The sequence below is a fragment of the Paenibacillus sinensis genome (assembly GCF_019904155.1).
Taxonomy (GTDB): Bacteria; Bacillota; Bacilli; order Paenibacillales; family Paenibacillaceae; genus Paenibacillus_AQ; species Paenibacillus_AQ sinensis.
Map to the genome: position 1 here is coordinate 239,429 of NZ_JAHCMB010000128.1, position 14,361 is coordinate 253,789.

Annotated in this window: 10 protein-coding genes; 6 read left to right on the plus strand and 4 right to left on the minus strand. The window is 55.4% G+C overall.

Going from position 1 to position 14,361, the window contains the following annotated elements; all coding sequences use genetic code 11:
* Positions 1–260: 260 nt before the first annotated feature.
* From ptsG to pulA, 4 genes are all read left to right on the plus strand, one after another.
* Complete coding sequence (gene ptsG / locus KIH86_RS15045) at positions 261–2,330, plus strand: glucose-specific PTS transporter subunit IIBC (protein WP_223085130.1); 2,070 nt, start codon at positions 261–263, stop codon at positions 2,328–2,330.
* A gap of 212 nt (positions 2,331–2,542) precedes the next feature.
* Positions 2,543–2,818, plus strand: coding sequence for an HPr family phosphocarrier protein (locus tag KIH86_RS15050; RefSeq protein WP_223086051.1), 276 nt, complete (start codon positions 2,543–2,545; stop codon positions 2,816–2,818).
* The gene (gene ptsP, locus KIH86_RS15055; RefSeq protein ID WP_223085128.1) at positions 2,811–4,523 is read left to right on the plus strand and encodes a phosphoenolpyruvate--protein phosphotransferase; all 1,713 of its coding nucleotides are present in this window, start codon (positions 2,811–2,813) and stop codon (positions 4,521–4,523) included. The genes KIH86_RS15050 and ptsP overlap by 8 nt, the downstream gene beginning before the upstream one ends.
* Before the next feature lie 509 nt (positions 4,524–5,032).
* Complete coding sequence (gene pulA, locus KIH86_RS15060) at positions 5,033–7,381, plus strand: type I pullulanase (RefSeq protein WP_456094018.1); 2,349 nt, start codon at positions 5,033–5,035, stop codon at positions 7,379–7,381.
* 103 nt (positions 7,382–7,484) lie between these two features.
* Here pulA and KIH86_RS15065 read toward each other — a convergent pair whose 3' ends face one another.
* Entirely contained in the window at positions 7,485–9,095 is a 1,611-nt protein-coding gene (locus tag KIH86_RS15065; protein ID WP_223085126.1) for a diguanylate cyclase domain-containing protein, read from the minus strand.
* Between the two features lie 203 nt (positions 9,096–9,298).
* Between KIH86_RS15065 and KIH86_RS15070 the strand changes: the two genes are divergently transcribed.
* Positions 9,299–9,928: a TetR/AcrR family transcriptional regulator gene (locus KIH86_RS15070; protein WP_223085118.1), complete on the plus strand. Its 630-nt coding sequence runs from the start codon at positions 9,299–9,301 to the stop codon at positions 9,926–9,928.
* Between the two features lie 42 nt (positions 9,929–9,970).
* A complete protein-coding gene (locus KIH86_RS15075) occupies positions 9,971–10,792 on the plus strand; it encodes a 4Fe-4S binding protein (protein WP_223085117.1) in 822 nt (273 codons plus the stop codon).
* A gap of 82 nt (positions 10,793–10,874) precedes the next feature.
* Here the strand turns inward: KIH86_RS15075 and KIH86_RS15080 are convergent, their stop codons facing one another.
* The 3 genes from KIH86_RS15080 to KIH86_RS15090 are packed head-to-tail and all read right to left on the minus strand — an operon-like array spanning position 10,875 to position 14,358.
* Complete coding sequence (locus KIH86_RS15080) at positions 10,875–12,050, minus strand: ABC transporter permease (protein WP_223085115.1); 1,176 nt, start codon at positions 12,048–12,050, stop codon at positions 10,875–10,877.
* Positions 12,050–12,745, minus strand: a complete 696-nt coding sequence (locus KIH86_RS15085; RefSeq protein WP_223085114.1) for an ABC transporter ATP-binding protein — start codon at positions 12,743–12,745, stop codon at positions 12,050–12,052. Before KIH86_RS15085 ends, KIH86_RS15080 begins: the two co-directional genes overlap by 1 nt.
* Positions 12,742–14,358: an efflux RND transporter periplasmic adaptor subunit gene (locus tag KIH86_RS15090; RefSeq protein ID WP_223085113.1), complete on the minus strand. Its 1,617-nt coding sequence runs from the start codon at positions 14,356–14,358 to the stop codon at positions 12,742–12,744. The genes KIH86_RS15085 and KIH86_RS15090 overlap by 4 nt, the downstream gene beginning before the upstream one ends.
* Between the last annotated feature and the right edge of the window lie 3 nt (positions 14,359–14,361).

Sequence of the window (14,361 nt, forward strand, 5' to 3'; positions counted from 1 at the left end):
GTCAATTTCTAGACTCATCTTGCAAGTCGAAATAATCGGTGCTACAATTACCACTGTTAATACCAGCAAAACAGAATACCTACGTGTTACTGATTCGATCAGGCATGAGTGCTTTCAGTATTTTGGTTGTTTTTCCCCGACTCGGGGTAATCTAACTTTAGAGTTAGGACAACTGATTACTGTGAATACTCATGCCTTTTTTGCTGTCTGTTTTGCTTGTACCATACATGATTTGATATTGGATAAGGAAGTGAACCTGAATGTTCAAAAAGCTTTTTGGCGTTTTACAACGTGTCGGTAAAGCGCTAATGCTTCCGGTCGCCATTCTTCCGGCAGCCGGTTTGCTGCTCGGGATTGGCAACATGCTCGTGAATCCCGATTTCTTGCAGTACGCTCCCGCTCTGGAGAACCACACGGTTCAAGCCATTGCGAACGTGCTCATGAACTCAGGTCAAATCGTATTCAGCAACCTTTCCCTGCTGTTCGCGGTAGGGGTTGCGATCGGTCTGGCCGGCGGCGAAGGCGTAGCGGGCCTCGCAGCCATCATCGGCTTCCTTGTCATGAACGTGACAATGGGAACCGTGCTCGGCATCAACAGCTATGTGCTGAGCCAGGGGAACTTCGCCTATGCCAGCGTGCTGGGGATTCCGACCCTGCAGACCGGGGTGTTCGGCGGTATACTCGTCGGTATTCTAGCCTCGGCCATGTACAAGCGATTCTTCAAGATTGAGCTTCCGTCTTATCTCGGATTCTTCGCCGGCAAGCGTTTCGTGCCGATCATGACGGCCGTTACGTCGCTGATTCTCGGTCTTGCGCTGACGATTGTCTGGCCTCCTATCCAGCACGGCCTTAACTATCTGTCGCAGAACATGATCGATACGAACCGGACACTCGCGGCATTTATCTTCGGATTAATCGAACGCTCGCTCATTCCGTTCGGCCTGCATCACATCTTCTACTCGCCGTTCTGGTACGAGTTCGGAAGCTATGTCAACAAGGCGGGACAACTGGTCCGCGGCGACCAGAGCATATTCATGGCCCAGCTTCGCGACGGCGTTCCGTTCACGGCGGGCACCTTTACAACCGGTAAATATCCGTTCATGATGTTCGGTCTTCCGGCTGCTGCTCTGGCTATCTACCACGAAGCCAGACCGGAGAACAAGAAGGTTGTCGGCTCCCTGATGGTATCCGCGGCCCTGACTTCTTTCCTGACAGGGATTACCGAACCGCTCGAATTCTCATTCCTGTTCGTGGCACCGCTGCTGTTCGCGGTTCACGCCGTATTCGCCGGCCTGTCCTTCATGACGATGCATATTCTCGGCGTCAAGATCGGCATGACCTTCTCCGGCGGCTTCATCGACTACGTGCTGTTCGGCATTATCCCGAACCGTACGGCCTGGTGGCTCGTCATTCCGGTCGGTCTCGTCCTGGCGGTTATTTACTACTTCGGGTTCCGCTTCGTTATCCGCAAGTTCAATCTGAAGACTCCGGGCCGCGAAGATGTGGCAGACGACGACGCGGACGGCGCCGTGAGTACGGGGGCATCTGTATCGACCACCGGAGACGATCTGCCGCGCAACATCTTGTCCGCACTGGGCGGACAGCCGAACATCGTTCATCTGGACGCCTGCATCACCCGGCTTCGCGTTGAGGTTAAGGATAAGGCGAATGTCGACAAGAACCGTCTGAAGAAACTGGGCGCTTCCGGTGTGCTGGAGGTGGGTAATAACGTACAGGCGATTTTCGGTACCCGCTCCGACACGATCAAGTCGCAGATTCAGGACGTCATGGCTGGCAGAACTCCGGCAGCTCCGATCGCAGCGGCTCCTCAGCCCGAGGCCGAGAAGCAGGCAGGCGAAGAAGGCCAGGCGATCATTCCCGAGGATATCGTATCGCCGGTCAACGGTGAACTGCTTGATATCACGCAGGTTCCGGACGCCGTGTTCTCGCAGAAGATGACAGGCGACGGCTTCGCATTCCTCTCCACCGACGGCAAAATCGCTTCTCCGGTATACGGCAAGGTCTTCAACGTATTCCCGAGCAAGCATGCGGTCGGCATCATGTCCGACGGCGGCAAGGAAGTGCTCGTTCACATCGGCGTCAACACGGTCAAGCTGAAAGGCCAGGGCTTCACAGTTCTGGTTGAAGAGGGCGACCTGGTGGCGGCCGGACAGCCGATCATGGAAGTGGATCTCGAGTATGTCAAGGCCCATGCGCCTTCGATCATCTCGCCGGTCATTTTCTCCAACCTGCCGGAAGGCTCTTCGGTAACGCTGAAGAAGCCGGGCAAGACGGCCGTCGGCGACAAGGATATTATCACGATTCAGTAAAAGTGATAACCAGCGGCGCTTCCTTTATAATGAGGAAGCGCAAGCTGTTTACCATATCTCGGCATTTTGCATAATTCGAAGCTAAATGTTTGATGGTGCGATATATAGACAGATGCATTCCCTCTGTTCTATATATTTTGGTTTTTAGTCGCTCTGTGGATTTATGCAAAATGCCCCATACCAACAAATTACAGAAAGCGAGTGGGTTTATTATGCAAAAAACATTCAGAATTACGGACGAAGACGGTATTCACGCACGCCCTGCAACAGCTCTGGTTAATACAGCTACCAAATTCAAGGGAACTGAAGCTTTTGCAGAAGCCAAAGGCAAAAAGGTTACTTTAAAGTCCATCCTTGGTGTTCTGTCTTTGGGTCTTGAAGCCGGAGAAACCCTGACGTTGATCACGGAGGGCGCCGAAGAAGCCGAAGCGCTCAGCGCACTTGAGGAAGTCTTGGTTAAAGAAGGGCTGGGAGAGCTGAATGAGTAAAATTTCAGGAATCGCGGCTTCAGCAGGGATTGCAGTGGCGCGCGCCTTTATCCTGGAACATCCCGATTATACGATCTCCAAGAATCCGGTAGCGGATGTTGAGGCTGAAGTTGCCAAACTGGACGATGCGCTGGAGAAATCCAGAGCGGAGCTGCAGCGCATCAAGGAACGCACACTGGCCGAGCTTGGCGAGAAGAAGGCGGAGATTTTTGAATCCCACCTGCTCATTCTGGATGATCCGGAACTGATCGACCCGGTCAAGTCTAAAATCCGGGACGAAGCGGTTAACGCGGATTACGCCCTGAACGAAGTTTCTGCCCAGTTCGTATCCATGTTCGAAAATATGAAGAGCGCGTACCTTCAGGAACGCGCTGCCGATATGCGCGACGTAACGAAGCGCGTGCTGAACCATCTGCTGGGCATCCACTACGTGAGTCCGGCCGAGATCAGCGAGGAAGTAGTCGTTATCGCGGAGGATCTTACGCCTTCGGATACGGCGCAGCTGAACCGCCGTTATGTTAAGGGCTTCACTACCAACATCGGCGGCCGTACTTCCCACTCCGCCATCATGGCCCGTTCGCTGGAAATTCCGGCTGTTGTCGGAACGAAGAACGTGTTGTCCCAGGTGAAAGAGGGCGATCTGGTCATCGTCGACGGACTGAGCGGCAATGTGCTGATTAACCCGAGCGAAGCCGAGGTTGCGGAATACACAGCGAAGCAGGAAGCCTACAATCTGCAAATTGCAGAATGGAAGAAGCTTCGCGATGAGCCGTCGGTTTCGGCCGATGGCAAGCATGTGGAGCTCGCCGCGAACATCGGAACTCCCAACGATGTAACCGGCGTGGTCGAGAACGGCGGCGAAGGCGTTGGCTTGTACCGCACCGAGTTCCTGTACATGGGACGCGACAAGCTGCCATCCGAAGATGTGCAGTTCAACGCCTACAAGACCGTTCTGGAGAATATGAACGGCAAACCGGTTGTCGTCCGGACGCTGGACATCGGCGGTGACAAGGAACTACCCTATCTGGATCTGCCGAAGGAAATGAATCCGTTCCTCGGATTCCGTGCCATTCGTCTATGCCTGGACCGCCAGGATATCTTCCGCACACAGCTTCGCGCTCTTCTCAGAGCGAGCGTGTACGGCAATCTCCGCATCATGTTCCCGATGATCGCGACGCTGACGGAATTCCGCGCAGCCCGGGATCTGCTGCTTGAAGAGAAAGCGAAGCTTCGGGCAGAGGGACAGGGAGTATCGGACAACATCCAGCTCGGCATCATGGTCGAAATTCCGTCCACGGCCGTTCTGGCGGACCAGTTCGCCAAGGAAGTTGACTTCTTCAGTATCGGTACGAATGATCTTATCCAATATACGATGGCAGCCGACCGCATGAACGAGCGGGTGTCCTATCTGTATCAGCCTTACAATCCTGCTATCCTGCGCCTGGTCAAGAATGTCATCGACGCAGCCCACGCCCAGGGCAAGTGGACGGGCATGTGCGGCGAGATGGCCGGCGACTCCACCGCCATTCCGCTGCTGCTCGGACTCGGACTCGATGAGTTCAGCATGAGCGCAACTTCCATTCTTCCGGCACGCAGCCAGATTTCCAGGCTGTCCGCCGAGGATATGAAGACGCTGGCCTCCAAGGCGCTGGAGCTGGGTACGGCGGAAGAAGTTGTCGCTCTGGTTCGATCGATCGGCAACTGATTCCCCGCCCGACAAGGCATGTTATCTTTTTTGCAATCTATCACTTTTCCGCTATACTTCTTGAGGCTGGTCCCGGTGGGACTGGCCTTTTTTTCATATATGGACGATCTCGCGGACTTCAGAGTTCTTATTACATGAATAACAGCAGCATATCGAAGCTTACAGTCCCCCTGTAGTTCACACAATAGACATAAATAATGGGCATAAATATTGATTTTGAGGTGTTTTTGCACATATACGCAGGTTATAATTTTAAAATTAAAGGGATTTAAGGATTTGTATTTAGGAAGCTTAAATTTGCTCCGATATATAAGTAGAACATCCAGGACTGACCCAAACCTGTGAACGAGCGCTTGCATATCCTGTATTGACACAGGCTTTTCTCTCGGTGCTTCACGTATAGGTCACAGGGCAATTGGGCATATATGGATCTAAAAACTTCCGGCTTCTCGCACGGAAGCGATAGGATGGTGAAGGCAGTGAAGAGCAACTACATGAACGCAGAGCCGATGGCGGACCAGTATGAGGGAAGGGATCTCGGTCTCAATTACACCCCGGAGAGCAGCATGTTCAAAGTATGGGCGCCTGCAGCGTCAGCCGTGTCGCTAGTGCTATATCAGACAGGCGGAGACGGACGCGGAAACGCGGACTCCTCCGCGGATGCAAGCCTGGCCTACATGCGCCGCCGGGACGGTGGTATCTGGCAGGTCCGGATTTCCGGCGATCTGAAGGGTCAATTCTACATGTACCGCGTCGTCTACGGCGATGGAACGATTGTCGAGGCCGCCGATCCTTATGCAGTCGCCGTGTCGGCGAACGGATTGCGCTCGGCTGTCGTTGATATGCGGAGCACCGATCCGGCAGACTGGGAGCAGGATCAATGTCCGGTAACGGCCAATCCGGTAGACGCGGTAATCTATGAACTGCATGTCCGTGATTTCTCAAGCCATGAGAGCTCGGGGGCTGAATATAAAGGGAAATACAAAGCTTTTACCGAAAGCGGTCTTCGCGATTCTGAAGGAAGGACGCTGGGCATCGACCATCTAAACGAGCTTGGCGTCACGCATGTTCATCTTCTGCCGGTATTCGATTTTCAGACGGTGAACGAGCTTGCGGACAGTGGTGCAGGCCCCGGTGAAGACAGCGGGTACAACTGGGGCTATGATCCCCAGCATTATAATGCGCCCGAAGGCTCCTACAGCACAAATGCAGCCGATCCCGCGCTGCGTATTATGGAATTCAAGGAAATGGTGCAGGCGCTGCATCGCAAAGGCCTCTTGGTCGTGATGGATGTGGTCTACAATCATACGTACTCGGTGGAAAAAGGGCCGTTCGAGGCGTTTGCGCCCGGCTATTTCTACCGGCATGATTATGCGGGACGCCTCTCCAACGGCTCCGGCGTGGGCAATGAGCTGGCGACGGAACGGCCGATGGTGCGCAAATTCATCAAGGATTCGATCCGCCATTGGGCGGTCGAATATCATATTGACGGCTTCCGCTTCGACCTGATGGGACTGATCGACACCGTAACGATGCGGGAGATTGTGGAGGAGCTGAGGTTGGAGACAGGGCGGGGCTTGATCTTCTACGGCGAGCCCTGGACTGGAGGAGATTCCCCTCTGGTATCGAAGACGCTGAAGGGCGCACAGAGAGGGAAGGGCTTCGCCGTCTTTAACGACAATTTCCGTTCGGCGATCAAGGGAGACAGCGACGGCTGGGGCAGAGGCTTCATCACCGGTGAGCAGGGCAGGGAAGGCGCGGTGGCGGCCGGCATCATCGGGGCCGTTCACGACTTTACGGATTCCCCCACGGAGAGCGTCAACTATACGACTGCGCATGACAATCTGAATCTATGGGATAAGCTTCTCGCGGTTCAAGGTTTGCGCCAGGCGGCCCGGCTGCCGGAACTCGACAATGGAAGACTTACGAACGGCGGGAGCCTTGAGGATGCGGTGGCGAACGCCGATCCTTATTTCGGCATTGCGGAAGATCAGGTGCTGGAGAATGAGCTGGTCAGACGTTCGCTGCTGGCAGGGGGCATCGTGCTTACTTCGCAGGGCATTCCGTTCCTTCACGCCGGCGACGAATTGCTGCGCAGCAAGTTCGGCGATCACAACAGCTACCGGAGCGGCGATGTCGTCAACGCTATCCGCTGGAGCAATAAAGCCAGATTCCAGCCTGTGTTCGATTATTACAAAGGCTTGATCGCCCTTCGCCGGAGCCACCCGGCCTTTCGGCTGCGGGGGCGTCAGGAAATCGAACGGTCGCTTGATTTCTTCCGCTGTGACGGCGGCGTTGTCGCCTATACGCTTAAGAGTCATGCCGGCGGGGATGACTGGAACAACATTGCAGTGCTCTTTAATGCGAATCCTGGGCCTGCTTCGGTGAAGCTGCCGCTGGGCAGCAAGACCTGGAATGTGGCGGTCGATCATACGCGGGCGGGTACTGAAGGCTTCCGCACAATCGAAGGCGAAGAGGTCCTGGTTGAAGGGCTGTCGATGATGGTTCTGTACGACGAGAGCGGGAAGGCGCCCCGGCGGGCCAAGACGGTCGAGGTGCATTATGAACGCTCGGACGGCGACTACAGAGGCTGGAACATCTGGGTATGGGACACCGGAATTCAGGATGGCCAGACCGACTTCCGTTACATGGAAGATGGCCGCGCTGTCGCCGTCATAGAGCTTCATCCGGAGACCCGGGCGTTCGGTTATATTCTGCGGGTCAATGATTGGGAAGCGCGGGACGGCAGCACCGACCGGTTCATCCAGTGCCCGGAAGGCGACACCGATTTCAGGGTGCTGATCCGGGATACCGGCAGCGGAGCGGTCATCGAGCCGCAGCTCTCGTTAACAAGCTGAACCGGTAATAATCCACCTTTAACAGAAAATAGCATGCTAAGTAAAAGCACTCCGGTCCGCGAATGCGGCGCCGGAGCGCTTTTTTACATTGGAATTGGAAGATTCAGTACCGGCTGTTCTCCTGCTCCGGACAGCCTTCGTCCATATCCGGGTTGAACAGGTTGGCTTCGTTGCCTCCATGGCTCTTGGATCGGTACATCGCGAGATCGGCTGCCCGAAGCAGCTGATTGATCGTGCTTCCATGCTCCGGGTACAGGGATACCCCGATGCTCGCCGATGTGCGGAAGCTGGAGCCGTCAACCGCCCATGACTTGTTGAACAGCTGAAGCAGCCTGTTCAGGATGTCGTTCAGATTCTCGGGAGCGGAATTCAAATGCAGCACGACGGCGAACTCGTCGCCTCCAATCCGGAAGGCTTGACCTAGCCCCTTCACCGTCTGCTGAAGCTCGCCGGACAGCTGCTGAAGGAACTCGTCGCCGGCCAGATGCCCCAGTGTATCGTTCAGCTGCTTGAACCGGTCGCAATCCAGGAGGGCCAGCGCAAGCTTCGGCTTCACGGGGCCGTCCTGACCGATCAAATTCTCCATATACATTTTAAAATGCGCGCGGTTCGGGATGGAGGTCAGGTGGTCGTAGAAAGCGAGCTTGTGCAGACGTTCCTCGTACTGCTTCCGCTGTGTAATCTCACGGGACACCAGCATGAACTGGGCCGGGACTGACGGAGTGCTTCTGACGGGGGTGACCTTCGTTTCCATCCATACCCAGTGGCCGTCGGCTCCTCTCATTCTAAGCTCTGCCATTCGGGGAGCGGTCTGAACGACGCTTCGAAGCTTGGCCCAGGCGATTTCCGGCTCCCGGATATAGGCGGCGAGCGGCTCTCCTTTCTTGGGCACATAACCGAGGGCCGAGAAATGGGACGGGGAGGCGTACAATATAAGCCCGTTCTGATCGGTAAGCAGAATATAATCGGATATCGTCTCCCCAATCAGCCTATACATCGCCTGCTCCTCGCGAATTTCACTTTGAAGCGAGAAAATCCGCCGGAACAAATACAGAATCAGCAGGAGAAGCAGGAACAAAGCGAGCGTGTAGACGGCAAATATCGCACTCTTATGGCTGGAGAAGTCTGTAGTGACCAGCTCCGCATAGCTGCCGAGCAGCTTCGCCGCCTCCTTCAGACTCTCATGGGCTTCGTTCAGATTCCGGTTGTCCGAAGACAGAACGCCGTCATTCTCGAAGTCTCCGGCCGACGCTTCGCCGTACAGGATCAGCCTCCGGGCATCGTTCTGCCACAGATTAACCGAATTGGTCATATCGTGAAGCCGGGAATTGATGCTCTGAAGCAGCTCCTTGCTCTCCGCATTTTCCCGGTAAGGCTTATCCGTCTCCAGACTTTGATTGACCGCGTTCACATTTTGCCAGACCAGAGCCAGATCCTCCTCGAACCGCTGAATGGATTCGCTCTTCCGGCTGTCCGGAAGGGACGCGCTGTAAGCTGTTTGAAGCGATCTCGACGACTGGGACAGCGCTCTTTCCGTCTCAAGTACAAGAGAGGTGTCCCGGTAAATTTTCTGGTAAAGAGTCTCCGAGAACCGATTGATGGTCAGATTCAGATACAGCACGGAGCAGATGCTTACGCCAATAAGCAGCAGCGTTATGGCGGCGAACATGGCGATCAATTTACGGGCTGTTCGAGTTTCGCTAAAGCCGGCCACTGTAGTCCACTCCTTGCAAAGCATAATATTTATGACGAACTTGAGAATCGTATCACAACATATGCAGGTCCTGATCAGGCTGATAACTCCAGCATCACGATACCCGAAATGGCATGCGGAGGGCGGGGCGTACTGTATCAATCGTCATAGACCGACGGTCGGTCTATGACTTAAGCTGTAAAAAAAGAAAGGAGTGCTCAAGCATGCCGATCCGGACCGTTAAGCCTGCGGGGGACCGAAAGAAAGAAATTATCGGCGTCGCCGGAAGGCTGTTCCAAACCAAGGGGTATGTGAACACCACCGTCGAAGACGTCATTCGTGAGAGCGGGATTGCGAAAGGCACTTTTTATTATCATTTTTCATCCAAGGAGACTCTTCTTCGCTCCGTTCTCGAGACCAGGCTCGACAATCTGGAACAGAGCGCGCTGCAGATTGCCGGCCATCCCGAATGGAATGCGAAGCGGAAGCTCCAGGAGACGCTTAAGGCCATCTTTGCCTCGGGTGAGGCGGACAGACAGAAGAACGGCGCAGGAGATTACGAGATTGACCCGATTATTCATGTCAGGCTGACCCAGATGTTTCGTCAGAAAATGGAGCCCTCGCTTGTGCGCATCGTCGAGCAGGGGATTCAGGAAGGAGAATTTCAAGTTCCTTATCCGCACGAAGTGACCGCTCTTCTGCTGCATGGGATTACAGGCTATGTACAGGACCATTTGAGCATGCAAGGCAGTCAGAGCCAGTTCCACCGGATGATGTCCGTTATCGATTATGTACTCAAGAGCTCGCTTCAAATGAACAATCATCCTGAAAATCCTCCTAATGGACCTTATTAAACCAATCAAGGCACAGACTAAACAAGAAAAGGAGAATTTGAAATGGCGCTTAACGGCGTACCGGGTCGGCGCGTCCGGCGTATGGGCATCCGCAAGCTGGTTTCACTGGCCTCTCTGATTCTGCTTCCTGTAACACTGAATTATTTTTCTCCATACCTCATTATTGATGGTCTTTTTCATGGCGTGCTGGCCGGTGCTTTTTTGGTGTGGACGGGATTTTTCCTGAGCGGTTTGATCGCGGGACGTGCGGCTTGCGCCTATATTTGTCCATACGGAGGCCTTCAGACGGCGCTGGACGAATGGACGCATAAACCTTTGAGACCTATTACCCACTTGAAGCCTGTCCGATACGCGCTTGGCTTGATCTGGCTCGGTTTTATTTTGTATCCGCTGCTGAAATCGGCGGGAGTGCTCAAAGTGCAGCCGCTATATTTAACGGAGGGCTTTATTTCAGTTGACAACTGGGCAAAAGCGGTGTTTATGGTCGTTCTGGTCGTATTGCTCTCCATTCTTCCTCTTCTCTTCGGAAAAAGAGCCACCTGTCACTATTTATGCCCGATGTCGATCCTGAATACGGCGGGAAGCATGATCGGACGGCTGCTGCGCATCCCCTCTCTGCGACTTAAGTCCGACTCGTCCAAATGCGTGTCCTGCGGCTCCTGCAGCCGGGCCTGCACGATGAGCCTGGATGTGAAGGAGATGGTGAAGAGCGGCAGGATGGACCATCCCGACTGCATTCTATGCGGAGCCTGCACGGAGGTGTGCCGGAGCGGGGCGGTGGTCCGCTGTTTCGGCAGACCTGGAAGCGAAGGCCGGCCCGCGCCGAACGGGGAGGAGCCGGAGGACGAACGCAAGCAGGCATGACGAAGCCGCCCGCGGATACCGTACAGGGTCCGCGGGCGGTTTTATCATGATTATTTATTGTAATGCCATCGCGCCTGGCTGGTTACTCGCTCCGTAGAGCATAGATCGGACGCATTCTCGCCGCTTTGTTGGCCGGCATCATTCCGAAGATAACACCGATCAGAAGCGAGAAGACAAAAGAGATGAGAACCATGTCCCAGGAGGTGGCTACATTCATGGTCGTATAGTTTCCGATCGCCCAGCTTGCTCCAAGTCCGATTCCGACGCCGAGAAGCCCGCCGAAGCCGCTGAGTACGACCGATTCGATCATGAACTGCATCAGGATGTTCATTTTCTTGGCGCCGATCGCTTTGCGGATGCCAATCTCCCGCGTGCGCTCATTGACCGACACGATCATGATATTCATGATCCCAATGCCTCCGACGAAGAGCGAAATGCCCGCTATGCCGCCGAGCGCAAGGGAGAGGGTGTCGCTTGTGGACGAGACGGTCTCCAGCATTTCCTGCGAGTCGAAGACGGAGAACGCGCTGTCCGAATTGCTGAACTTCTGGTACAGCTGGGCTTCGAGCGTGTCTTTCACATCGGTGACCTTATCGTCAGAGGTCGTGGCGATCGTAATGGAGCGGACGCCTTTGCTCTGGAGGAACCGCTCCGCGGTGGAGATTGGAATCAGAATCGTCTCGTCGCTGGAGCCGCTGAGGCTGGAGCCTTTGGACTCCAGCAGTCCGACGATCAGAAAGCCGGTTCCGTTGAGCTGAACCTTCTCTCCTACAGGGTTAACTCCTTCGCCGAATAAGGTCTCGGCCGTATCACTCCCGATGAGCGCAACCTTTTGCCGGTATTCGGTATCGATATCGAGCAGCCAGCGGCCGGACTGGACATGGAAGTTCTGAACCGATTCATAGGCAGGGGTAACGCCCTGAATGGTTACGGTCGTATTTTCCGTGCCGTATTTGGCTGTCACACTGCCCGAAATAATGGGAGACACATCCTTAACGCCGTCGATATCCCCCAGCGCGAGGGCCTCTTCATAAGTCAGCGAGGTCGTGGCTCCGCGTCCCATGATGTTGACCGTGAGCAGATTCGTTCCAAGCGAGCTGAGCTGTTCCGTAATCTGCGAGGTCGTCCCTTTGCCCACCGATACGAGCGTGATGACGGAGGAGACCCCGATAATAATGCCCAGCATGGTCAGGAAAGCCCGCATCTTGCCGCTCAGAATGCTCTTGATCGCCATCTTCAGACTCTGAAAGAACATCATCAGGCATTCCTCCGATCTTCCACCAGATTTCCGTCCTGAATCCGGATTACGCGCTTGGCCTGCTGTGCAATGTCGAGGTCATGGGTGATCAGGATAATGGTATGGCCTTGGCCATTCAGTTCTTTGATCATCTGCATGACTTCCTTGCCTGTAGTCGTATCCAGCGCGCCGGTCGGCTCATCCGCCAGCAGAATGGGCGGGGAGCCGGCGAGCGCTCTGGCGATCGCCACCCGCTGTTGCTGGCCGCCCGACAGTTCGGAGGGACGGTGATCCATTCGGCCGTCCAGACCGACACGAATGAGCGCCTGCTTGGCGGCTTCTCTTCTCTCGCGATGGGACACTCCGCGATAGATCAGTGGAAGCTCGACGTTCTCAACCGCCGACAGCTTGGGGAGCAGGTTGAAGTTTTGAAATATAAACCCGATCTTTTCATTGCGGATCTGGGCGAGCCTGTTATCGGACATTTTGCGGATTTCCTGTCCGTCCAGAAAATAATCGCCCTCGGTTGCCACATCCAGGCAGCCAAGCATGTTCATCAGTGTTGATTTCCCTGAACCGGAGGGGCCGATAATTGCGACAAATTCGCCCAGTTCGATTGCAAAGGTCAGTCCTCTCAGAATGGTCATGGATTCGCCGGCCATCGTATAACGATGAATCAAATTCTCAACCTGGATGAGCGGCTGCGCAGTCGTCATCGGCTGCCGCCTCCCGTCCGGGTGCCGCCTCCACCGCCACTGCTGCCGCCACTAAAGCCTCCACCTCCACCGCTGAAACCGCCGCCAGCTCCACCGCTGAAGCCACCACCGCCGCCGAAGCCGCTGCTGCCAAAGCCGCCTTGCTGCTGGGCGTTGTTCTGGGAGCTGGTATTGTTGGAGATGACCGTCGGAATGACGATGGTCTGCCCCTCGGTCAGGCCGCTCGCAATTTCAATGCGGGTCTCGTCGTGAATACCGACCGTAACTTCAACCGATTCCTGCGCGGCTGTTGCAGAGACGCCGTTCTGCTGACCGGAACCGCTCTGTCTGCGTCCGCTCCAGCCTTCGCCGTTCAGCATTTGTCCGCCGCTTGGCATTTCACCGCCGCCTGGCATCTGCCCGCCGCTCGGCATCTCGCCACCGCTAGGCATTTGCCCGCCGCCCGGCATCTCGCCGTTTTGAGGCTGCGCACCGGATTGGGCTCCTTCGCCCGCTTGGGATTGCCCGCCCGATTGGGCCTGCGTGTCCGCCCCGGCCTGAGCGCCAGCCTGGGCCTGCCCGGACTTGCCGCCTGTCTGTGTGCCGCCGTTCGCAGCCGGCTTGTCTTGCGCCGTTCCGCCAGCAGCCTTATCGCTTCCGGAAGCACCTTCCGCTCCGGCCGCAGCAGTGCCGCCTGCCGTCTGCCCATCCGCCAGCACGCTGACATAATATTTGCCGTTCCGTTTCGTAACGGCTTCAATCGGCACGGTCAGGACATCGCTCTTCTCCTGCGTGGTAATGGAGACTTCGGCCGACATTCCGACCAGCACGCCTGCGGATTTATCGAGTCCGACCTGTACATCAAATAGCGACACGCCGTTGGAAGACGTTCCTTCCTTGCCGATATCGATTACTTTTCCGGAAAAAGTCTGGTCCTCAAGAGCATCCAGGGTAACGGTGGCCTTCTGTCCAAGCTTCATGCTCGGAACATCCAGCTCGTCCACCTGAACGGTGACGGCAAGATGATCGTAATCCGTTATGGTGAACAGCTCTCCGCCGTTCTGGGCCTGTTCACCATCAGTAATGTTGACCGCGGTTACCGTACCATCAATCGGGGCGACCAGCGGATCGTTCGGGACCATCTCTTCCTGGATCGAAGCGATGTTGTCCTGCTGGTCGGCGATGTCCTGATTGGCATTTTCAATCGCTGTTTTAGCCGCGTCCAGCTCATCCTCGGACGCCTGGTTCAGCGCGAGCTCTTTGTAGCTTTCCTGCTTGTCGCGCAGTGTCTTCTCCAGGTTCTTGAGGCTCGTATCGGCTTTCTTCAGCTCGTCCTCATGGTCGGCCGGGGCAAAGGTCAGCAGGACATCGCCTTTCTTCACGACATCGCCCTTGGCAACCTTGACCTGATCCACTTCGCCGGCTTCTTTCGTGCGGACCGTCTCGGTGTTGATGGCGGAGACAGAGCCCGATCCGCTCACGCTGACGACAATATCACCTTTGGTCACCGTTGCCGTATTGAGCCTGGCGGCGGTGGCTTCATTGTTCTTCTCCGGCCAGAACATATAGCCCAGAATGCCCGCGATCGCGATGAGCGCGATACCGGAAGTCAGAATGATTCTTTTCTTCTTCACTTT